Source organism: Deltaproteobacteria bacterium, from assembly GCA_016219225.1.
Classification (GTDB): Bacteria; Desulfobacterota; RBG-13-43-22; order RBG-13-43-22; family RBG-13-43-22; genus RBG-13-43-22.
This window is the reverse complement of sequence record JACRBX010000316.1, coordinates 1-20,101: the sequence shown is the minus strand read 5'-3', so window position 1 is coordinate 20,101 and position 20,101 is coordinate 1. Positions and strand designations below refer to the sequence as shown.

At 47.4% G+C, this 20,101-nt stretch carries 21 protein-coding genes; all 21 read left to right on the top strand.

Annotated elements, in window-relative coordinates; translation table 11 throughout:
• Nucleotides 1-41: 41 nt before the first annotated feature.
• Nucleotides 42-596 (top strand): 2-oxoacid:acceptor oxidoreductase family protein, encoded by a 555-nt coding sequence (locus tag HY879_25405; GenBank protein ID MBI5606682.1) that lies wholly within the window; start codon nucleotides 42-44, stop codon nucleotides 594-596.
• Nucleotides 593-850: a 4Fe-4S binding protein gene (locus HY879_25400; GenBank protein ID MBI5606681.1), complete on the top strand. Its 258-nt coding sequence runs from the start codon at nucleotides 593-595 to the stop codon at nucleotides 848-850. Before HY879_25405 ends, HY879_25400 begins: the two co-directional genes overlap by 4 nt.
• Nucleotides 851-860: 10 nt before the next feature.
• Nucleotides 861-2,042, top strand: coding sequence for a pyruvate ferredoxin oxidoreductase (gene porA / locus HY879_25395; protein ID MBI5606680.1), 1,182 nt, complete (start codon nucleotides 861-863; stop codon nucleotides 2,040-2,042).
• 10 nt (nucleotides 2,043-2,052) lie between these two features.
• Entirely contained in the window at nucleotides 2,053-2,952 is a 900-nt protein-coding gene (locus HY879_25390) for a pyruvate ferredoxin oxidoreductase (protein MBI5606679.1), read from the top strand.
• Between the two features lie 35 nt (nucleotides 2,953-2,987).
• Nucleotides 2,988-3,752, top strand: a complete 765-nt coding sequence (locus HY879_25385; GenBank protein ID MBI5606678.1) for an SDR family oxidoreductase — start codon at nucleotides 2,988-2,990, stop codon at nucleotides 3,750-3,752.
• Between the two features lie 37 nt (nucleotides 3,753-3,789).
• Nucleotides 3,790-4,425, top strand: a complete 636-nt coding sequence (locus HY879_25380) for a (2Fe-2S)-binding protein (GenBank protein ID MBI5606677.1) — start codon at nucleotides 3,790-3,792, stop codon at nucleotides 4,423-4,425.
• Between the two features lie 14 nt (nucleotides 4,426-4,439).
• A complete protein-coding gene (locus HY879_25375) occupies nucleotides 4,440-4,868 on the top strand; it encodes an NAD(P)H-dependent oxidoreductase subunit E (GenBank protein ID MBI5606676.1) in 429 nt (142 codons plus the stop codon).
• A gap of 20 nt (nucleotides 4,869-4,888) precedes the next feature.
• Nucleotides 4,889-6,151 (top strand): SLBB domain-containing protein, encoded by a 1,263-nt coding sequence (locus HY879_25370; GenBank protein MBI5606675.1) that lies wholly within the window; start codon nucleotides 4,889-4,891, stop codon nucleotides 6,149-6,151.
• Nucleotides 6,152-6,164: 13 nt separating this feature from the next.
• Nucleotides 6,165-6,767 carry a (2Fe-2S)-binding protein gene (locus HY879_25365; protein ID MBI5606674.1) on the top strand — a complete coding sequence of 201 codons (603 nt, stop codon included), beginning with the start codon at nucleotides 6,165-6,167 and terminating at the stop codon, nucleotides 6,765-6,767.
• Nucleotides 6,760-9,210 carry a xanthine dehydrogenase family protein molybdopterin-binding subunit gene (locus HY879_25360; protein ID MBI5606673.1) on the top strand — a complete coding sequence of 817 codons (2,451 nt, stop codon included), beginning with the start codon at nucleotides 6,760-6,762 and terminating at the stop codon, nucleotides 9,208-9,210. The genes HY879_25365 and HY879_25360 overlap by 8 nt, the downstream gene beginning before the upstream one ends.
• On the top strand, nucleotides 9,210-10,187 hold the full coding sequence (locus tag HY879_25355; protein ID MBI5606672.1) for an FAD binding domain-containing protein: 978 nt from the start codon (nucleotides 9,210-9,212) through the stop codon (nucleotides 10,185-10,187). The genes HY879_25360 and HY879_25355 overlap by 1 nt, the downstream gene beginning before the upstream one ends.
• A gap of 7 nt (nucleotides 10,188-10,194) precedes the next feature.
• Nucleotides 10,195-11,061 (top strand): branched-chain amino acid ABC transporter permease, encoded by an 867-nt coding sequence (locus tag HY879_25350; GenBank protein MBI5606671.1) that lies wholly within the window; start codon nucleotides 10,195-10,197, stop codon nucleotides 11,059-11,061.
• A gap of 39 nt (nucleotides 11,062-11,100) precedes the next feature.
• Complete coding sequence (locus HY879_25345) at nucleotides 11,101-12,018, top strand: branched-chain amino acid ABC transporter permease (GenBank protein MBI5606670.1); 918 nt, start codon at nucleotides 11,101-11,103, stop codon at nucleotides 12,016-12,018.
• The gene (locus HY879_25340) at nucleotides 12,005-12,772 is read left to right on the top strand and encodes an ABC transporter ATP-binding protein (GenBank protein MBI5606669.1); all 768 of its coding nucleotides are present in this window, start codon (nucleotides 12,005-12,007) and stop codon (nucleotides 12,770-12,772) included. The genes HY879_25345 and HY879_25340 overlap by 14 nt, the downstream gene beginning before the upstream one ends.
• 1 nt (nucleotide 12,773) lies before the next feature.
• Nucleotides 12,774-13,478, top strand: coding sequence for an ABC transporter ATP-binding protein (locus tag HY879_25335; GenBank protein ID MBI5606668.1), 705 nt, complete (start codon nucleotides 12,774-12,776; stop codon nucleotides 13,476-13,478).
• Nucleotides 13,479-13,585: 107 nt separating this feature from the next.
• On the top strand, nucleotides 13,586-14,959 hold the full coding sequence (locus tag HY879_25330) for an ABC transporter substrate-binding protein (GenBank protein MBI5606667.1): 1,374 nt from the start codon (nucleotides 13,586-13,588) through the stop codon (nucleotides 14,957-14,959).
• A gap of 77 nt (nucleotides 14,960-15,036) precedes the next feature.
• On the top strand, nucleotides 15,037-15,318 hold the full coding sequence (locus HY879_25325; GenBank protein ID MBI5606666.1) for a MoaD/ThiS family protein: 282 nt from the start codon (nucleotides 15,037-15,039) through the stop codon (nucleotides 15,316-15,318).
• Between the two features lie 383 nt (nucleotides 15,319-15,701).
• Nucleotides 15,702-17,081: an FAD-binding protein gene (locus tag HY879_25320; protein MBI5606665.1), complete on the top strand. Its 1,380-nt coding sequence runs from the start codon at nucleotides 15,702-15,704 to the stop codon at nucleotides 17,079-17,081.
• Nucleotides 17,082-18,233 carry a (Fe-S)-binding protein gene (locus HY879_25315; protein MBI5606664.1) on the top strand — a complete coding sequence of 384 codons (1,152 nt, stop codon included), beginning with the start codon at nucleotides 17,082-17,084 and terminating at the stop codon, nucleotides 18,231-18,233.
• A 227-nt stretch (nucleotides 18,234-18,460) separates the two neighbouring features.
• A complete protein-coding gene (locus tag HY879_25310) occupies nucleotides 18,461-19,564 on the top strand; it encodes a glycerol dehydrogenase (GenBank protein ID MBI5606663.1) in 1,104 nt (367 codons plus the stop codon).
• A gap of 117 nt (nucleotides 19,565-19,681) precedes the next feature.
• On the top strand, nucleotides 19,682-20,101 hold a 420-nt coding region (locus HY879_25305), incomplete at its 3' end, for a 4-hydroxybutyryl-CoA dehydratase (protein MBI5606662.1).

Genomic DNA, 20,101 nt, shown 5'->3' with positions numbered 1-20,101 from the left:
GAAATCATATTTCATATTATGAAATATGATGTAGGGATATTATGAAAGAAATTACCATTCACGGAAGGGGAGGACAGGGATCCTTGGTCCTGGCTCAATTCATGGCTATCGCCGCTTCGGAAGATGGAAGGTTCGGTCAGGCTTTTCCCTTTTTGGGGGGTGGGGGGGAGCGGCGAGGGAAACCGATTATAGCCTACTGCCGGATCAATAAAGAGCCCATCCGAATAAGGAGTCGGGTGAGTGAACCTGACTACACCATAGTGCAGGACCCGACTATCCTAAAAGAAGTCGACGTTTTTGAAGGGTTGAAACCTGGAGGAATGGTGTTGATTAATACAGACAAGTCCCCTGAGGCTCTTGAAGTACCTAAAAACTTTCGCTTTATCATTTTTTCTGCCGAAGAATTAGCCAGGAAAATTCTGGGAAGACCCATCATGAATACAGCGTTATTGGGGGCCTTTGCCGCAATCACCGGAGAATTAAGTTTAGAGGCCGTTCTACGGGCGGTTCGAAGTAAATTTTCCGGGAGTCTGGGTGAGAAAAACGTTCTGGTAGTGGAAGAAAGCTATAAATATTTATTGAGGGAAAATAAATGAAAATTACCAAAGGGGCTGTCGTAACCGGCGGGACTTCCCTCGAATATAAAACCGGAGACTGGCGGGATCAAAAACCGGTCCTTAATCAATCATGGTGCAAAGCCTGCGGGGTTTGTGAAGAAGATTGCCCGGATGGGGCTATTCATGTGGAAGATGGGGCTTTCTCCATCGATTACGACTTCTGTAAAGGGTGCGGAATTTGTGCCCGTGAATGTCCTACGGAAGCCATTCAAATGATTCCGGAGGAGAAATAATATGGACCGAATGAGTGTCGTTGAAGGATCGGAGGCCGTAGCCATGGCGATAAAAGCCTGCCGGCCCCAGGTTGTCTCGGCTTATCCCATAAGTCCCCAAACCCATATCGTCGAAAACCTGGCCAAAATGGTGGCTGATGGAGAACTGGATGCGCAGTATGTCCGGGTTGAATCCGAATTTTCGGCAGCCAGCGTCGTCAGTGGAGCCTCTGCCACCGGGAGTCGGGCTTATACTGCATCGTCTTCCCAGGGATTACTGCTCATGACCGAAGTAATCTATGCCAGCGCCGGGATGCGCCTTCCTTTTGTAATAACCGGGGTTAATCGAACCATTTCAGCCCCGATCAGCATTCAGGTCGATCACCAGGATACCATGAGTCTGCGGGATTCGGGAATCATTCAGCTTTATGTCGAAAGCGTCCAGGAGGCTTACGATACCCATATTGCCGCCTTTAAAATTGCTGAAGACCCTAAGATTTCCCTTCCGGTTATGGTGTGTATGGATGGTTGGATACTGACCCATTCCTATGAAAGCGTGGCTTATATGGGACAGGAAGAGATTGACCGCTTTCTCTCCCCTTTCGAACCAGAGCACTTTTTGGACATAAAAAACCCCAAAAGCTGGGGATCCTATGCCGATGACAATGTCCTGATGGAATTCAAATACGCAGTTCACCAGGCGATGCAGGATGGGAAACAAAGGATCAGGGAGATTTTTAAGGAGCTGTCTCTATTAACCGGGCGAGATTATCGGGGCCTGGTCGAAGCCTACAGGACGGAAGACGCGGACACCATAGTAATCGCCCTGGGTTCGGTATCCGGAACGGTCAAGGAGTCGGTGGATGATCTACGGTCCGAGGGTCATCAAATAGGAATGGTAAAAATTCGGTGTTATCGTCCTTTTCCCTTTGAAGATATTTGGGAAGCCATCAAAGGCGCTAGGAGGATCGCGGTTTTGGATGCGAACATTTCCATGGGGAGCGAAGGGGCCGTAGGCATGGATTTGAAAGCCAAGTTGTATGGCCTGAAAAATGCCCCTCTCCTGGTGGACTTTATTGCCGGTTTGGGTGGGAGAGAAATCAATAAAAGGGCTTTGCGTAATATTTTACAACAGTTGGATACGGTGGGAAAAAAACCACCTTTCCTGAAAGAACCCAACTGGGTGGGACTTAATCCGACCCTTTTCCCCTGAGGGATCGATTATGGGAAAGAAGCCTTACCAAAAAAAAGAAGATTACTTCGTTTCAGGTCACAGGGCCTGCCACGGTTGCGGTATGGCCTTGGCGGTCAGACACATTTTAAGGGCCACCGGGAAGGAAGTTATTGTAGTGACTCCCACCGGTTGTCTGGAAACCTTTTCCTCCCCCTATGGATTTTCTCCCTGGCGTGTTCCCTGGATCCATCACCTGTTTGAAAATGGCCCATCCGTCGCTTCCGGCGTCGCCGCGGCCCTCAAAGCCCAAAAGCAGGATAGTGTAAGGGTTCTGGTCATAGGTGGTGACGGGTCTACCTTCGATATCGGGTTTGGTGCCCTGTCCGGGATGCTGGAGCGTGAGGATGATGTGTTATACATCTGTGTTGATAATGGGGCCTATATGAACACTGGGGGGCAACGAAGCGGCGCCACACCATTATTTTCTTCGACGACCACCGAACCGGCCGGCAAGGCCTCCATGGGCAAAAGGCAAATCAAAAAAGACCTTCCGGCTATTGTAGCCGCTCACGGGATCCCTTACGTAGCCACTGCTTCATCCGCTTATCTTAGGGACTTACGGGAAAAAGTCAAAAAAGCCATGACATACCACGGCTCCCGATATATCCAGATTGATACACCCTGTCCCTCTGTCTGGGGTTTTCCTTCCGATCAAACCCTGGAAATCGGCAGGCTGGGGGTTCAGTGCGGTTTGGTTCCCCTCTTTGAAATGGAAGAGGGCCAAATCAAGACCATTCGAAAAATTAAGCAAAAAATTCCGGTGGAATCCTATTTAAAACCCCAGAAACGGTTCAGACACTTATTTGCGGGAAAAGGGGGATCAGAAGCACTCAGGCAGATCCAGGCCCTTGCGGACAGGAACATCGAAAAGTTCGGTTTATTAAATTGAAACCAATTGGTTTTGGAATGTTTAAATAAAAAGGACTGCCAATGATTTTGGATGCATTTCGGATAGATGGGAAGGTGGCCCTGGTGACCGGCGGTACCAAAGGCATCGGCGGCGCCATCGCCCAGGCCTTAGCCGAGGCCGGGGCGGATGTGGCGGTAGTCAGCCGCCAAGGAGATCCGGGGATCGAAAAGGCTATCCTATCAACGGGAAAACGATATTTCCATTATCCGGCCGACCTGACCAAAAGAAATGAAACGAGGACCGTCATCCCGGCGGTTTTACAAAAAATGGATAAGCTGGATATCCTGGTCAACAATGCCGGGATTTGTCCGAGGGCCCCCGTCTTGGATTTTTCGGAAGCGGATTGGGATACCACCCTGGAAATCAACCTCACCGCCAATTTTATATTGTCACAGGGAGCCGCCAAGCTGATGGTCAAAAAAAAACAGGGGAAAATTATTACGGTGGCCTCCATCCTGGCCTTTCAAGGAGGAATAAATATACCGGCCTATACCGCTTCCAAGCATGGCCTGGTGGGGCTGACCAAAGCTTTCTCTAATGCCTGGGCCGGCGAAGGGATCAATGTTAACGCCATCGCCCCCGGGTATTTCGCCACCGGGTTTACAAAAGCGCTCCAGGAAGATAAAGACCGTTATGATCTTATCCAAAAACGTATTCCGGCCGGCAGATGGGGGGTTCCGAATGATATTGCCGGAGCCGTTGTATTCCTGGCCTCTTCGGCTTCAGATTTTATCCATGGGACGATAATGCCCGTGGATGGTGGCTGGCTGGCATGGTAATTCTTTAAAATCTTAGAAATATTTAATGGGGAAGCAAATGAAAGAAATTACCCTGAGAATCAATGAAAAGGAAATAGTCGGGAAACGGGGGAAAACGATTTTTGAAACAGCAAAAAATGAAGGAATTTACATTCCCACCCTTTGCCATAGCCCGGAATTAACCCCCAGCGGAAATTGCCGTATCTGTCTGGTTGAGGTTAAAGGTGCTCCACGTCTGGTGGCTTCTTGCCACACCCCGATTAACGAGGGAATGGTCATATTTACGGGCTCCCCTATGGTATTGGAGGCGCGACGAGCGGTATTGGAGTGGTTACTGACCGCGCACACCGGGCCTTGTGTAATGGATTCGAATGTCGGAAATTGCGAACTCCATAGGTTGGCCGCTGAGATGGAGATTGGGCTGCCTCGATTCCGGGTTAAAAATCCCCGGCTTTATCCAGTGGAGGAAATCAATTCTTATGTTCGGCGTGATCTTTCAAAATGTATTCTTTGCAGGCGCTGTATCAGGGCCTGCAAGGAGATCGCGAAAAAGAATATTCTCTCGATGGCTTACCGGGGTTTTTCCTCCAAAGTAGTTGTGGATTGTGATGGGACTCTAAATAAAACCGAGTGTCTGGAATGCGGTGTGTGTGTTGATTTTTGTCCTACCAGCGCACTGACTAAAACAGGGTAAAGGAGTAGCTAAAAATGACCGGCATATCCACAGATAAAAGGGATACGCTCTTGGCGATGATCACCGAAGAGCAACGAACATTAGGGTTCGTTTCTAAATCTTCTATGTTTTCCATGGCTCAGTGGCTCGGTATTCCCGTGGCCGAAGTTTACGGCGTGGTCACATTCCACACATTCTTTTCTGTAAAACCTCAAGGCAAACATGTCGTCCGATCTTGTAAGAGTGTGCCCTGCCATTTAAAACGCTCAGAAATGGTAGCTTCTTGGATTGGTGATTATCTGGGAGTCAATGCGGGAGAGACAACGCCCGATGGCCGGTTCAGTTTTGAGCTGACCAACTGCATTGGAGCATGTGACCAGTCGCCCGCCATGCTTGTTGATGATGTGCTCTATGGGGATCTCAACCAGGAGAGGGTTGCCAAGATCCTGAAATCATTTGATTAACCCCACTGGAGGAACAAGCAGTGTCTGAAAAAAGAATTTTAACCGAGAATTGCGGCCTTATCGATCCTAAGGACATAAATACTTATTTGGCAAAACAGGGTTTGCAGGCCTGGCGAAAGGCTCGCAAAACTATGACTCCCCAACAGGTCATTGAAGAGATAAAACGGGCGGGTTTGCGGGGGCGGGGCGGCGCCGGATTTCCCTGCGGGTTAAAGTGGGAATTGGCGGGAAGGGCCGAAGGGGAGAAAAAGTATCTCATCTGTAACGCTGATGAGGGTGAGGTGGGCACTTTCAAGGATCGATTTCTCATCCAAAACGACCCGTTCAGTTTGTTGGAGGGGATGGCGATCTCGGCTTTCGCCATTGGGGCGGAGAAAGCCTTCATATATCTCCGCGCGGAGTATCGCTATTTACTGGAGGGCCTGCGAAATGCTCTTCGGCAGGCCGAAGACAGCGGATTATTGGAGGAACTGGATATCGAAATCAGGGAAGGAGCCGGCGCTTATATATGCGGTGAGGAATCGGCCCTTATGAATTCAATTGAAGGAAAGAGGGGCGAGGCCAGATTTCGACCGCCTTTTCCACCGGTAAACGGCCTTTTTGGTTTTCCAACTATTATTAACAATGTGGAGACTCTGGCTAATGTTCCTTTAATTATCCGGAATGGGGCTGATTGGTATAGCCGGATGGGCACCAAGGAAAGCAAGGGGACCAAGCTTTTTTGTGTCAGCGGAGATGTCTCCCGGCCCGGGATCTATGAGTTGGAGATGGGTAGCAGCCTCAAGGATCTTGTGATTGGTTTGGCCGGGGGAGAGGACGTTATGATGGTTCAGGTGGGCGGTTCCACCGGGCGGGTCCTTCCTTTTTCTATGATCGATATTCCCTTAGCCTATGAATCCGTCTTGGGTTCCGGTGCCGTGATCGTCTTCGACCACAGCCGAGATATGGTGGATTTCCTCTATAGAACTATAGAGTTTCTGAACGAGGAATCCTGTGGGCTTTGTACACCATGCCGGGAAGGGATTGAATGTTTAATCGAAGTATTGGACCGATTAGTAAATGGCGAGGGAGTCCAGGGTGACCTTGAGATTTTGGAGGTCTCATGTGCCCCAATGGCCTCCGCTTCACTATGCGGTCTCGGCCAGTCGGCACCTACTCCGGTGCGCGACAGTCTGCAATATTTTCGGGAAGCGTTCGCAGGTCGGATCAGTCAATCGGTATTGCTCAGGAGCCTGAAGTCTATACCGTCTTCCGGAAAGCCGGCATCTTACAACCAGGATTAGGATTGGAGAGGGTATGAAAGAGGAAAAAAGCAAGTACTTGTGCCCGTATTGTGCAGAACTCTGTGAAAATTTTGAAAGGCTGAAAACACATGTCCTTCAGGCGCATAGGGAGGAACCTGATCCATTGATAGAAGGTTTGACTAGGCTGAAAATTAATGGGGAAGAATTCCAGATTTTGGTAAGGCCAGAATGGACATTGAACTACCTAATCCATGATGTAATCGGGCTGACTTCCCCTAAGATGTTTTGTGACCGCGGTGCCTGCGGGTCCTGCACGGTAATTATGGATGGCCGCCCGATTTTGTCCTGCATGGTTCTGGCAATCGAGTGTGACGGAAAATCAATTGTAACTGCGGAAGGTATTGCCGCTGCCAAGCACCCATTAATTGAAGCCTACGTGGAAAACCACTGTATGCAATGCGGATACTGCACCCCCGGTTTTTTGACCACTGCCAAGGCATTATTGGACAGAAATCCTAATCCGTCTCTGGAAGAAATTCAGGAAGCCCTAGGTGGCAATCTATGCCGGTGTGGCACCTATCCACAGCACCCCAAGGCCATTCTCCAGGTTTCCAAAAAGCTGCAGGCGGAGGAGAGAGGTGTTGAAAATGGCTAAAAGCGAAAAAGAAAAAGCCAGAGAACTGTTGGATAATTTGACATTCGACCGATATCCGCTCCCGGAGGAGAGGCAACTCAATATCGGAAACAGTGGGGTGCGCCGCCTGGATGGAATCGAGAAAGCCAGTGGCTATGCTAATTACACAATGGATATTCGACTCCCAGGAATGCTTTACATGCGGTTTCTTACTTCACCCTACCCCCACGCCGCCATTAAAAGCATGGACATCAGCAGAGCTGAGACATTGCCTGGAATTCGGGCCATTCTCAGATACGACGATCCTTCGGTCCAGGTAGAAGAGGACTTAGGCGGTCACGGTGTCTCTCCAAGGATGCCTTTACCTGGTGTGGCCCATTTTCAAGGGGAGGAGGTCGGAGCAGCCGTTGCCGCCGAATCAGAGGATATTGCCGAAGAGGCCTTGGAACTTATAAATGTCGAATGGACCACGCGTGCTTTTATCCTGGATCCGAGAGACAGCTTGAAACCCGGTGCCCCTCTGGTAAATCCTGAAGATTTTCCAGATAGCAATCTGGAAGCGGTTTATGAGTCGGGTCGGGGTGACGTTGAGAAAGGTTTTCAGGATTCCGACGTGGTTTTTGATTTCTCTTCCCGCCGAACCCAACATACTTATATTAGCCCCGAACGGCCTTGTGGCGTTTGGCGATGGAATGGTGAATATCCAGAGATTTGGTGTAAACAGCAACGACCTCACATCGTCAAACGGGCGGTATCCTCCTGGTTCGGGGGAATCCCTATGAACCGGATTGAACTCCACATCCTCTATCAGGGGGCCAGCTTTGGCGGATGGTCTCAATTCGGTTGGAACTTGGCTGGAAATTATTGTGCCGCGATCTTATCCCATAGAACCGGACGACCCATTAAATGGACTTTCACACGAAGAGAGGATTTTTATGGAGGGTCCATGGATGAGGGCTTTCATCATTACAAGGTTGGGGCCAAAAAAGACGGGACCATTATGGCTGTAAAAGCAGAGACAATTTATTCCAATCCCATGTGGGGTGGACAAGGGCCGGTTCTGCATCTAGAAGAATGCACAAAAATTCCAAACCTTTATGGAAAACGATCTCTGGCCCTTACCAACAAAGGTCCTAATACAGCCGTCCGTTGCGAGCAGCTTCCCAATACACATACACTGACCCTGGTTTTTGATCATGTGGCCACCCATTTGGGACTTGACCCGATTGATGTAGCGATGAAAAACGATGGTGTTCACGGACATGACATGGAGTGGGCCAGGGAAGAAAAGAAAAAAATGGGGTTTCCTGATACTAGTAGTCTCCGGGATTGTGTTCAAGCCGGAAAGAAGGCGATTAACTGGGACCAAAATTGGCATCCTCCCGGAGCCAGGAAGCTGCCCAATGGCCGGATGCACGGGTTAGGATTCACATGGAACCATGAATGGGAAGACTCAGCCGGGTCTGGAGAGATCGCTCTGCGCCTGGAGCGCAATGACGGAACCTTAAGAATCTTGGGAATGCGTTGTGACAATGGTGTAAATGCCGAAACGGCTTACTGTCAAATAGCTGCCGATGAAATAGGTATGAAAATCGAGGATGTTTTTTACCGGCCCCATGTTGATCCCGGTTTCTTCACCGCAACCCCGGATTCCTCGACTAACATGAGCGTTAACGGTTTCGCGGTAAGACATGCCGCACGGATTTTGAGAGAAAAAATATTAAAAGCGGCTACCAGTCTTAGGGCCGTAACCCAGCGCGGCAGCTATCCGCCTTTCTTCCCAGATTGCAGGCCTGAAGATCTGGACATCAAAGAAAGCGTTATTTTCGTCAAAAAAGACCCGACCAAAAGGCTGACTCTGGCAGAATTCGTAGGCCCTTCAGGGGATCAAGGCTCCATGGTCTTTTATGAATTATACGGAACGGAGCGCACGCCCTTCAGCGAACCCATGTTTGCCTATGGCTATCATGTTCAGGTAGGAGCCTACCGGGGCGGAGTTAGGCCAAGATTCATCCGGCAGGCCCATTTTATGGAAGTGGAAGTCGACCCGGAAACCGGAGGAATTACCGTAACCAAAGTGGTCAACGTCAATGACGTCGGCAAGGCGATAAATCCCATGGCCTGTGAAGGCCAGATGTACGGGGGAACTTACATGGGTGTAGGGAGGGCTTTATGGGAAGAAGTGATCCATGATCCGGTAACTGGAGTCATGCTCAATGGCAATTTGCTGGATTACAAGATCGCGACCATAGAAGATTGTGGGCCGATTGACACCATTCTTATGGAATCCAAATTGGGTTTCGGACCTTACGGTTTGGTTGGGATTGGGGAGGATGTGGCGACTATAATTCCGGCTCTCTTGGGTCCGGCGGTTTACAATGCCATAGGAATATGGATCGATGATTATCCTATTACACCCAGCAGAATTCTAAGAGCGTTAGGAAAAATTAGGGGTGAAAGCTAATGAAGACTTTCGAACATTTTAATGCCAAGACGATAGATGAGGCCGTATCAATTCTGGAACGCTACCGGGGCAAGGCCAAGGTGATCGCCGGAGGGACGGATCTGCTCGGCAAGATGAAAGACCGCATTCTTCCAACCTATCCCGAGGCTTTGGTCAATATAAAAACGATTAAAGGCCTGAATGAAATTGAGGAAAAGGATGGCTTTCTTAGGATAGGGGCGCTGACGGTTTTGGAAGACATTGCTCATCATCCGACCATTAAAAACAAATATAGGGCCTTGGCCCAGGCTGCGCGAAGAACCGCTTCCCCTCACCTTCGGGAGATGGGCACGATTGGAGGTAATATCAGCCAGGACATTCGCTGCTGGTATTATCGGAACCCTGGAAATCGCTTTCCTTGTTTACGCAAAGGAGGGGGACGATGTTATGCCTGGGAAGGGGACAAACGATACCACTCCATATTCGGGGGCAGCGTGCCAGAAGGGTGTTTGGCCGTCCATCCAAGCGATCTGGCCCCGGCTTTGGTGGCCCTTGGAGCCTATGTACAAACATCGAAAAGAAGGATAAAGGTTGAAGATTTTTTTCAGGTTGAGGTCACGAAAACGACGGTGCTTGGGGATGCCGAAATCGTCACCGAAATACACATTCCAAAACTCCCCAAAAAAAGCAGGAGCACTTTTTTGAAGTTCGCTTTTAGGAAATCAATTGATTTTCCAATTGTCAATTGTGCCGCAGCTTTATGGAACACAGGTGGTCACGTTACGGGGGCACGGGTTTGTTTAAATGCGGTCTATGTAAAACCGTACCGTGCTGTTTCTGCTGAACAATTTTTGATCGTGAAAGAAATATCCAGAGAGGTTGCAGAAGGTGCCGGTGAGGCGGCAATTGAGGGGGCTCAGCCGTTGGGCGACAATGATTTCATGGTCCCTGTTGCGAAAACTTTAGTAACCAATGCTGTTCTGGGCTGTTTCGACTAAGAATTTCATGTTTACATTTGACATAATTAGTCAGCAGATACTGAACGGGTTGCTCACCGGCACCAGCTACATTTTGGTTGCCTTGGGGCTTACCTTGATTTTCGGTGTCTATCGCATAATTAATCTGGCTCACGGAGCAGTCTATATGTGGGGGGCCTTTGCCTGTCACATATTTGCGACCAAGTTGGGATTCAATATTTATCTGGCTACCTTCATTGCCATGGTTCTGGCAGGAGGGCTTTCGGTTTTCATAGAAAGGAGCGTGTTTCGGCAATTGAAGGGCAGTGCAGATTGGGTGGCTTTAGTGGCTGGTTTGGGGATTTATTATGCGCTAGAGAATATTGGCTGGATAATCATGGGCCCCAGAGAGCTTCACATCCATGCCATAGCTAATCAGAAAGTATTCAGGTTCTGGGGCCTGTATGCCAATTTACAAAAATTAATATTGGCCGGGCTGTGTCTGATTATTCTTCTGTCGATGGCTGCCGTGCTAAAAAAGACTAAAATTGGCCGGGCCATCAGGGCGGCAAGCTCAGATTCAGAAACAGCCCAATTGGTGGGAATTAACACAAATCGAGTATCCTTTTCCGTGTTTTTTTTGGGTGGCGCTTTCGCCGCGGTAGCTGGTTCCATGGTTGGGTCACTTGCTTCGGTAAACCCGGCCATGGGCTTTTCTCCGATGATCATGGCATTTGTCATCGTGGTTTTTGGAGGCATGGGGAGCATCCTGGGCACTGTAATAGCTGGACTGATGGTCGGTGTACTACAAAATGTTTTGGCTTTTGCCGTTGCCCCTACCTTCGCTTATGCCTTCACGATGCTCACACTTTTGATCATTTTCATTTTGCGGCCAAAAGGCCTTTTCGGGGAATGAGCTTTGAATAAAAAGAACCTCATCATCGGGATTATCCTTTTGGGTTATGCCGCTATTCCAGCCATCGCCCCGGAAAATATTGTTCATTTGATGACCATAACCGGGGTTTTGATTATCATAGCATCGGGGTTGAATCTGCTTACCGGGTATATGGGGTATGTATCCTTTGGGAATGCCGCATTTGTGGGGATAGGGGCCTATATCTCTGCAGTTTTAGCGCAACGCTTTGGAGTTTCATTCTGGGTGGGCTTAGCGGTGGCTCCCATTTTGACGGCTTTTTTTGCCCTCTTGTTGGGAGTGGCAATTCTTAGATTGTCAGGCATATATTTTTCAATCGGGACGCTTATTTTAGGAGAAATATTTTATTCCATTTATTATAACTGGTCTCCGGTCACCGGTGGATTTATGGGACTCAACCTCCCTAGGGCAGGGATCATCATACCAGGTTTATATGATTTGGAATTCGAATTAATTCATTGGTACTACTTCATTCATTTCATGGTACTCCTGGTTGTAAGCGGTATTGCCTTGCTCGTAAAGTCACAGTTCGGTAAGGAACTGATTGCCATACGAGAAAATGAGTCCTTAGCGGAATCCCTTGGAGTTAACGTTAACGCGAGAAAATCCCAGTGCTTTGCCTTAACATGCCTCCTTGCTGGATTAGGAGGAGTGCTCTATGGCTTTTACCTGGGTCATATTGATCCGGGTTCCTTTGCCATGGCCGGGTCTACGGAATTCATAACCATTATCATTATCGGCGGGCTGGCCAGTCTCATAGGACCCTTCTTCGGAGCTTACCTTCTTATTACATTGTCGCTCTATTTAGAAGTGCTGGGTAATTGGCGCATGGTGGCGTATGGGTTGATCATTGTATTGGTGATGCTCTATCTCAGGGGCGGGATTGCAGGTTTGTTAAAAACTATTTTAAGCCGGACAATAAGCGATGATCCTACTTAAAGCGGAAAATCTTTGTAAATCGTTTGGAGGCCTAAATGCAATAAGGGAGGTCAGTTTCGAAATCGAGAAAGCGACTATTTTAGCTTTGATCGGACCGAATGGAGCAGGAAAAACCACTTTGCTCAACCTGCTAACCAATTTTATAAAGCCAGACAAAGGTCATGTGGTTTTTTGCCAAAGAAGCCTTGATGGCTTACCCCGACATGATATCGTCAAATTGGGGATAGCAAGAACCTTTCAGACTCTTACTGTTTTTGAAAATCTCACGGCCGCAGATAATATAATTATCGGCCATTCGTCGCGGGTCAAAACAGGTCTAAGGAATATTTTGAGTCTCATTTCTATCAATAGAAGCCAAAGAGAAACCGATGAACGTGCATCAAACATACTCAAAGACGTTTTAAAGTTCGTCAATTTTAACAGCAAATACATGAATAGGCCGGTAAATGAATTATCCATTATTGACAAAAAAAGAGTGGCCGTCGCGTCTGCGTTGGCATCTGAGCCTAAATTGTTGCTGTTGGATGAGCCGCTGGCTGGACTAAACCAATCTGAATCACAAGAGGTTTTGGATTTGATGAGAAAAACAAAAACAGCGGGGACATCCATATTGCTGATAGATCATAACTTAGAGGCGGTCATGAGTGTAGCGGACAGGGTGATGGTTCTAAATTTTGGCGAACTTGTCTGCGAAGGGACTCCTTCGGAGATTATCAGTAGTAAAAAGGTATCCGAAGTATATCTGGGAGAATGATGTGCTGACCATTAAGAATATCTTTGTAAGATATGGAAAAACAGAGGTTTTGCACGGTCTGGATCTGACTGTTGAAAAAGGCGAAATAGTATCCTTGTTTGGCCCTAACGGATCTGGAAAATCAACTCTTCTGCGGAGCATTTGCGGGTTGATAAATATTGGAAGTGGGAGAGTAGCTTTTGAAGGTAAAGATTTGAAAGGCCTGCCTACATCCGATATCGTGCGTTTGGGTATTTCACAAGTACCGGAAGGACGCAAGGTATTTTATGAAATGACGGTTTTGGAAAATCTTCTGGTGGGCGGCTATGTTCATGATACCAAAAGTAACAAAAAGAAATTGGACGAAATTTTTCAAATATTCCCAAGATTGCAAGAAAGATCAAAACAGAAAGGAGGGACTTTAAGCGGGGGAGAACAATCCATGCTGGTTGTTGGCCGAGCCTTAATGAATGATCCCAAGTTGTTGATCATGGATGAGCCTTGTTTGGGTTTGGCTCCAATAATTGTCAAGAATCTTGCAACAACCATAAAACATTTGGTTCAATTAGGTTTGACAGTGTTGCTTGTGGAGCAAAATGCCAAATTTGCCTTGGGTTCGGCCACACGAGGTTACGTCATTTCGAATGGAAGAATCGTCGCAGAAGGAACAACGGATAATCTAATGTCCAGGGAAGAAGAAATAAGGAAGGCCTATTTGGGTGCCTGAGAGTATGGTGTATTGCTGAGCAACGTATATCTTTATCAGGTGGAGCTTTTAAATATTTAAAAAATTCCCCAAATCAATAGAGGGGAAGAATTTAAAAGGAGCGTGCTATGTGCGTTAAAATTGAAAAGTGGAGACATTGTTTGGCAGGACTACTTGTATTGGCAATGGTGCTGTGCCCCCTGTATTTAGTGAAAAATGCCACGGCGGCAGAGAAACAACCGGAAACATTCAAGGTCGGAGCGATCCTAACCCTAAGTGGGCCAATGGCAGCCATGGGCCTTCTTGAAAAAGATGGAATTGAAATCGCCCTTGCGGACTTAAATAAAAATGGAGGTGTAATGGTTCAGGGGAAGAAACGGCCCATTGAAGTAATTTATTTCGATGATGAAGCCAGCCCCAAGAAGGCAATAGACGCCACATACTCATTGATCAATAAGGACAAAGTCAAAGTAATTGTTGGCCTCAGAATGAACGAAGCTATAGAAGCTTGTCAGCAGATTACTGAAAAGAAGAAGGTATTTGTAGTTGCGGCTGTCGCTTCTTATCCTGGTGTGTTTCTGGGGAAAAAATACGGGGTACTGCTAGGTGACTCGGGTTGGACTGAATCCGTCTCTCTTGTGAGGCTGTTAACCGATAAACCTGAAAAGTTGAAGAAGGCCGGTATTGATCCGGCAGTTGATAAACGGTACGTTTTCAAAAACAAGAAAGTGGCCTATTACGGAAGGGATGAAATGTACTGCGTTTATGCCGATCTTGGCGCCAAAGCAGCGATTGAAACTTTCGGCAAAAGTCAGGGATTGACGTACGTTGGCGGGACTATGTATCCTATTGGAACCACCGATGTGACCCCCTATGTGCAGCGGATGATGGCCAGCAAACCCGACATCATCTACGTCGGTCTTTATATCTACGAAGATACCCTTAAATTATGTCGGGCGCTTAAAGAAATGGGATATGACTTTGGACCTAATGGCAACTTACTGCTCGTTAATACCAATGACGACTTCAACTGGGGCCATGTCATAGATCCGTTATGGAAAGAAGGGATCAGCTTGAAAGGCAGCTTGTCCACCGGCCAGGATATGCCGCTTGAAGTAGCTCAAAAATATCCGATGCGCGCGGAATTTATCAATAAAATGCAGGCCAAGCATAAGCGTCTCCCTGGCCTTTTGGAGGATAACGGATATGATCAGATGTTGTTCCTCGCTAAAGCGGTGGAGAATGCTAACACCATGACAGACAGCGACAAAATCAAGTCTGCAATGCTGAAGCTGAAAGTTGATGGTGTCAGAGGTCCGGGACAGGTTTTCGTAACGCCGCAGACTGCACCCTCAATGAAAATGTATGTAAATCAGCTCATTTTGCCTCATTATGCACGCGTCATCATTGATAAAAACCAGGCTAAGTATCTCGGGTGGTATTATAAAGAGGATATGTACTGGGGAGATGGAGTTTTCGGGAAAGACCTTCTTGTGAAGTAGTTGTTTAGTGGGTATTTCCGGAAGAAGGAACCATCCCGGAGTTATCTTATTCGGGATGGTTCCTAGAAAGAATTGCCGTGAAAATCACGTTAAAATTTCATTCCAGATTTCGAGATGCCTTTCAATTTGAAAAAACGGAAGTTGAACTTCCAGACAGGGCCACAGTACGAGATCTGTTGGAATTTATTTGCAAAACCGAATCTCAAAGAAAAACACTTTTTTATGAAGATAACACAAGACTTAGGAGGGATGTCCTGGTTACCAAAAACCGGATGTTTGTCTACTATCAGAAAAGTATGGAAACAGTGCTTCAGGATCGTGACGAGATCTCGATCCACTACCCGGCTTGCATGGGTTGAGCTGGCAAACCGAATAGCTTCGGTCCAGTAAGGGCCAGCGGTAATTTACTTCATTACAAAATTCAGAAAACCCCAATAATTTCCGGATAGGCCGCTCTATTTTTTCAAACTCAAATGAGTTTAGTCGGAACTTCGGCTAAGAAAAGTGCTGATGACCTGGAGGCGGATATAGAAGAAATTACGATATGGATTGATGGGGGGGAGATACAGGCTATGGATCACCGTATATCGAGAGACTTGCCTCTTTGATCTCTTCAAGCGATCAGATATTGAAATCGCTTTACCCCAGTCGGTTTTGGAATTTGATAATCAATTTAACCTTATCTCTCCTTTTAATAATTCGAATAAGTAAGAAATAAATATATGATAGTGAAGAGCATGAAATGGAAAAGATATTAAGACAAAAGCTTGCAGAAATTGTCAGTGAGAATAATGTTACCGACAAGCTCATTGATTTGATTTCTTATTCAAAGGATGCCTCTGAGCACCGGCACCGGCCAATCGGCGCAGTCTGGCCGCAAAACACCGCGCAGGTTTCGGCGATCCTCAAACTCGCCAACCGGGAAATGGTACCGATCGTTCCGCGGGGGGCGGGCACGGGTTTAAGCGGGATGGCCGTTCCCGAGAAGGGGGGGCTTGTCCTTGATATGGCCCGGATGAAGCGGATCCTGGAAATCAAGATCGAGGATCGACTGGTCGTGGTGCAGCCCGGGGTTGTTTATGCCCAATTACAAAAAGCTCTGGATCCCTATGATTTTCATTTTCCCCCGGACCCCGCTTCCGGAAAAATAGCCACCCTGGGCGGAAATGTAGCCACAAATGCCGGGGGATTGAGGGGGGCCAAATATGGGACCACCCGGGATTATGTATTGGGACTGGAAGTGGTCTTAGCCGACGGTGAAATCCTCAAAACAGGGTCAAGGACGATGAAATGCGTTTCCGGGTACGATTTGACCCGGCTCTTTGTGGGTTCGGAAGGGACATTGGGAGTGATCACCGAAATTACTTTAAAGATCAATCCTAAACCAAAATCTATTGCCACCTGCTCAGCAACATTTCAGGAGATAAAAGACGCAGGGGAGGCCATCAGCGAAATAATGCGTTCCGGCATTACCCCCTCGGTTCTCGAAATATTAGACGAACAATGTCTAATGGTGCTTAACCGGCATGGCGGCCAGAATCTGCCGGAGGCGGCTGCCATGGTTTTAGCCGAGGCGGACGGCTACACCCGAGAAGAAACCGGATATCTGATTGGAAAAGTTGTGGAGGTTTTTAAAAAGAACCATGCCAGCCAGGTGGCCCAAGCCGACTCCCGGGAAGAGATAGAAAAATTATGGACAGCCCGGCGGGGAATCGGGGGAATTCTCTATCGGCTCAGCTTTAACATGATTGCCGAGGATGTGACCGTTCCGATCAGCCGAGTACCAGAATTGCTGATCGGCACCCAGGAAATCGGTGAGCGGAACCATGTCCTGATTGCTACCCTGGGGCATCTGGGCGATGGAAATTTGCATCCCAATATTATTTTTGACGGCCGTAATGCCGAGGAAAAATCACGGGCCGAAAAAGCCTCTGAAGAATTGTTCCAACTGGCTATTCATTTGGGCGGGACCCTTACCGGGGAGCATGGCATTGGTTTAGCAAAGGCTCCATTTATGCCCCTGGAACATAGCCCGGTGGCCATGCGGGTCATGAGGGAAGTCAAACAGATGTTTGATCCGAATAATATTCTAAATCCAGGCAAAATGGGCTTGGAGGTCTAAATGGATCCCAGACATAGGTTTATAGAAAAATTCGGGGAGTTGGTCCTAAAATGCTCCTCCTGCGGGTATTGCCAGGCTGTCTGTCCGGTCTTTGGCTTAACCCTCCGTCCCGCCTTAAACGCCAGGGGGAAAATGCTGGTGTTGAAAGAGGTGATTGAGGGTACGGTGGCCTTGGATCAGGAGCTTGTTGAGACTCTCTTCCAGTGTACGACCTGTGCCCGTTGCGCCAAAAGTTGTCCGGCCGGGGTGGATGTTCCTGAAATTATTAAACAGGTCAGAAAGGATATGGTGCAGTTGGGCGCCTTCCACCCCGCTTTCCAAGGGTTAAATGAGATCCTTCTGAAGCAAACCAATATATATGGAGAAATGATCCCGCCCGATTTCGGCCAAGAAAAAAATAAAAAGGCCGAAGTGGTCTTTTTTATCGGCTGTGTCGGATCCTATCGAAGTATAGATTCTACCCGGCAGACGTTGGCACTGCTGGATCGATTGAACATCGACTACACTTTGCTGGACGAGGTTTGCTGCAGCGGTGTATTGGAGGATGTCGGGTATCGCGTTCATGAGAATTTGGTTAATCAAAACCTGCAATCGATTTTGTTAACCGGAGCAGAAACGGTTGTTACTGCCTGTCCTTATTGCTTTCGGACTTTCAGACTGCCGCAATACGAGATATTAAGAACCAAAGATATCAAAGTAGTCCATCTGGTTCAATTTTTGAAAGATATCGATTTCGGAGTAACTACGGAAAAGCGGTTGACCTACCATGATCCCTGCGACCTGGGACGACATTCCGGAATTTATGAAGAGCCCCGGGAGATCATCCAAAAAATTACACCTGACTATGTTGAAATGACTCACAATCGGGGCGATTCCCTTTGTTGTGGTGCGGGAGGAGGTATGCGCGGAGCTTATCCCTCCAACTCCATCGCTTTGGCTCGCGCCCGCCTGGAAGAGGCCATAGAATGCAGAGCGGATATTTTATTGACCAGTTGCAATTCCTGCGTTCAAAATCTATCCAATGCCAAAACGAGATATTCCAAGCTACGGAAACAGCCTCTGGAAATCTATAATATTCCCGAATTTATCAATCATCTCCTGGAAAGAGCCAACGGCCGAAATAAAAAAATCCGTGGGTCCGGAACACAGTAAAAGAGTTTTGTTTTATAAACGTTCTCATAGGGTGAAGTCCAGCATCAAGGAAATTATCGATCAATTTTTACCCTTCGGGAAAGTCTGGGAGGCCGCATTTTCTTCGTTGTCCAGATCTCGCGGTATACTTTTACAGCTTTATCCCGGACGTCTCGAATCTAGAACCTCCGACACTTTTGCAAAATCAAGGCATTGTTAAAAGATTAAAAAGAAAGGAGAAAATAATAATGGCGAGGATATTGATATCACCGGTTAAATATATCCAGGGGGACGGGGAACTCAGCAGAATAAAGGATCATATTTCGCATTTGGGAAATACTTTTTTCTTCATTGCCGGTTCAAATGCTATGGCAAGCGCGAAGGGGACCATTGAAGAAAGCTTCAAGGATAGTGGTGCAAAACTGGTGTTCGAGAAATTCAATGGTGAGTGTTCCAATACTGAAATAAGCAGACTGAAGGAAATATTTCAGGCAAATAATTGTGATGTGGTTGTGGGTTTAGGTGGAGGGAAAGCACTTGATACTGCCAAAGCAATTGTCTACTATGTAAAAAGCCCCTTGGTTATTGTGCCCACAATAGCCTCTACAGATGCGCCTACCAGTTCCCTATCTGTCATCTATACTGACAAGGGCGTATTTGACTGGTGGGTCGCCCTTCCAAGAAATCCAGAAATTGTCCTGGTAGATACGGGTATTATTGCCAATGCCCCGATAAGGTTTTTAGTAGCGGGGATGGGGGACGCATTGGGGACGTATTTTGAGGCCATGGCCTGCGCAAAAAGCGATACCAAGAATTTTGCGGGAGGCAAATCAACCAAAGCAGCGTTGGCCCTTGCCAAGCTCTGCTATGATATTCTTATTCAGGATGGTTTGAAAGCCAAATTGGCAGCGGAAAAAAAGGTTGTAACGAATGCTGTTGAAAATGTGGTGGAAGCAAATATCTATTTGAGTGGCGTTGGCTTTGAGAGTAATGGCTGCGCATGTGCTCACTCAATTTACAACGGTTTTACCGTGCTGGATGATCATCACAAAAACTGGCATGGAGAATATGTTGCATTCGGTACGTTGGTTCAGTTGATTCTTGAGAACAGCCCTACAAGTCAACTTGAAGAAGTAATGAAGTTCTGTGTCGATGTTGGGCTTCCCGTCACATTGGGAGATCTGAGCTATGATAATCTTAGTCGCAAGGATCTTATGATGGTCGCTGAAGCAGCTTGTGCAGAAGGGCAGTTTATCCACAACGAATCTTTTGCAGTTGATCAAAACATGACCTATGCCGCTATCGTTGCAGCAGATGCCTTGGGACGTAAATATAAGGTTAAAGCAATTTAATCTAAGATGCATATTTGGCGTAATACAATGACCTCGATGACAGTCTTAATGGTAATCATAGAGTAATATTAACTGTCTCAAGATAATATTGACATAAATTCAAGGAGATAATCGGTAATGAAGATGAAAACAACTCAGGATTATATCAAAAGCTTGAGTACGTTGGACCATTTGATCTATTACAAAGGCAAGCGAATCAAGGATGTCACCCGTCATCCGGCCACGGCCCCCCATGTGCGGGCCGCAGCCATGACTTATGCCCTGGCCAATGATCCGGAATATAAGGACCTGGCGACAGTCACCTCCCATTTGACCGGTGAGACCATCAGCCGCTTCACCCATATCCACCAGAATGTGGAAGATTTAATTAAAAAAGCCAAATTGCTGCGTGCCCTGGGCCGGAAGACCGGGTCCTGCTTTCAACGTTGTGTGGGGTTGGACGGTATCAATGCCACCTATTCGGTGACCTATGAAATCGACCAGAAATACGGCACGGATTATTTTGAGCGTTTCAAGAAGTGGCTGACTTATATCCAG

Excerpts from the sequence above, each read along its gene's own strand:
- HY879_25315 (MBI5606664.1), top strand. The coding sequence starts at position 17,082 with ATGGATCCCAGACATAGGTTTATAGAAAAATTCGGGGAGTTGGTCCTA.
- porA (MBI5606680.1), top strand. The coding sequence starts at position 861 with ATGAGTGTCGTTGAAGGATCGGAGGCCGTAGCCATGGCGATAAAAGCC.
- HY879_25360 (MBI5606673.1), top strand. The coding sequence starts at position 6,760 with ATGGCTAAAAGCGAAAAAGAAAAAGCCAGAGAACTGTTGGATAATTTG.
- HY879_25310 (MBI5606663.1), top strand. The coding sequence starts at position 18,461 with ATGGCGAGGATATTGATATCACCGGTTAAATATATCCAGGGGGACGGG.
- HY879_25365 (MBI5606674.1), top strand. The coding sequence starts at position 6,165 with ATGAAAGAGGAAAAAAGCAAGTACTTGTGCCCGTATTGTGCAGAACTC.
- HY879_25320 (MBI5606665.1), top strand. The coding sequence starts at position 15,702 with ATGGAAAAGATATTAAGACAAAAGCTTGCAGAAATTGTCAGTGAGAAT.
- HY879_25400 (MBI5606681.1), top strand. The coding sequence starts at position 593 with ATGAAAATTACCAAAGGGGCTGTCGTAACCGGCGGGACTTCCCTCGAA.
- HY879_25355 (MBI5606672.1), top strand. The coding sequence starts at position 9,210 with ATGAAGACTTTCGAACATTTTAATGCCAAGACGATAGATGAGGCCGTA.
- HY879_25390 (MBI5606679.1), top strand. The coding sequence starts at position 2,053 with ATGGGAAAGAAGCCTTACCAAAAAAAAGAAGATTACTTCGTTTCAGGT.
- HY879_25405 (MBI5606682.1), top strand. The coding sequence starts at position 42 with ATGAAAGAAATTACCATTCACGGAAGGGGAGGACAGGGATCCTTGGTC.
- HY879_25350 (MBI5606671.1), top strand. The coding sequence starts at position 10,195 with ATGTTTACATTTGACATAATTAGTCAGCAGATACTGAACGGGTTGCTC.
- HY879_25330 (MBI5606667.1), top strand. The coding sequence starts at position 13,586 with ATGTGCGTTAAAATTGAAAAGTGGAGACATTGTTTGGCAGGACTACTT.
- HY879_25375 (MBI5606676.1), top strand. The coding sequence starts at position 4,440 with ATGACCGGCATATCCACAGATAAAAGGGATACGCTCTTGGCGATGATC.
- HY879_25380 (MBI5606677.1), top strand. The coding sequence starts at position 3,790 with ATGAAAGAAATTACCCTGAGAATCAATGAAAAGGAAATAGTCGGGAAA.
- HY879_25340 (MBI5606669.1), top strand. The coding sequence starts at position 12,005 with ATGATCCTACTTAAAGCGGAAAATCTTTGTAAATCGTTTGGAGGCCTA.